This window comes from Mesorhizobium sp. 43Arga, assembly GCF_053714255.1.
On record NZ_JBSKBO010000050.1, the window covers coordinates 1 to 528 of the forward strand.

A 528-nucleotide genomic window follows, 5' to 3' on the forward strand; every position below is an offset into this window, starting at 1 on the left:
GCTCTCGGTAGAAAGTCATGGTTGTTCTGCGGTTCCGATCGCGGCGGACAGCGCGCTGCCGTTCTCTACAGCCTGATCGTCAGCGCCAAGATGAACGACGTCGACCCTCAGGCCTGGCTCGCCGATATCCTGGCGCGCATCGCGGCCCACCCAACACAGCGGATCGATGATTTGCTGCCGTGGAATTGGAGATCCGCAAAACTGCGGATCCAACCAGCGGCAGCCTGATCATGCAGCGCAATAAGGTGCATCACGTCTCCACCGTCGAACGTGTCGCCAGGGACCTCGGCGTCAGCCAAGAGCTCATCCAGGACCTGACCCTCGGTCTCGAGCCCGAGGACGGCGTCATCTGGGTGTACGGCGCCAAGGATGACGAGGGGATCTTGGCATTCACCGATGAAGGCATCGAGGAGGTCAAATTCCTCCTCGAAGAATATCATCGCGTCTCACCATCGAAAGCTTGATCCAAGCACCGCGGCGCGCATGGCCGCCGGATCCGCGCGTCTGCGGTCTTCACCGGATGAGTAC

At 61.0% G+C, this 528-nt stretch carries 2 protein-coding genes; both read left to right on the plus strand.

The genetic code is table 11. The annotated features are described in order from the left end of the window. Positions 1-228, plus strand: a 228-nt coding sequence (locus ACWGS8_RS35175) for a transposase domain-containing protein (protein ID WP_454585208.1), incomplete at its 5' end; no start/stop codon positions are given. A gap of 2 nt (positions 229-230) precedes the next feature. After that, positions 231-464: a hypothetical protein gene (locus tag ACWGS8_RS35180; protein WP_454585209.1), complete on the plus strand. Its 234-nt coding sequence runs from the start codon at positions 231-233 to the stop codon at positions 462-464. Positions 465-528: the final 64 nt, after the last annotated feature.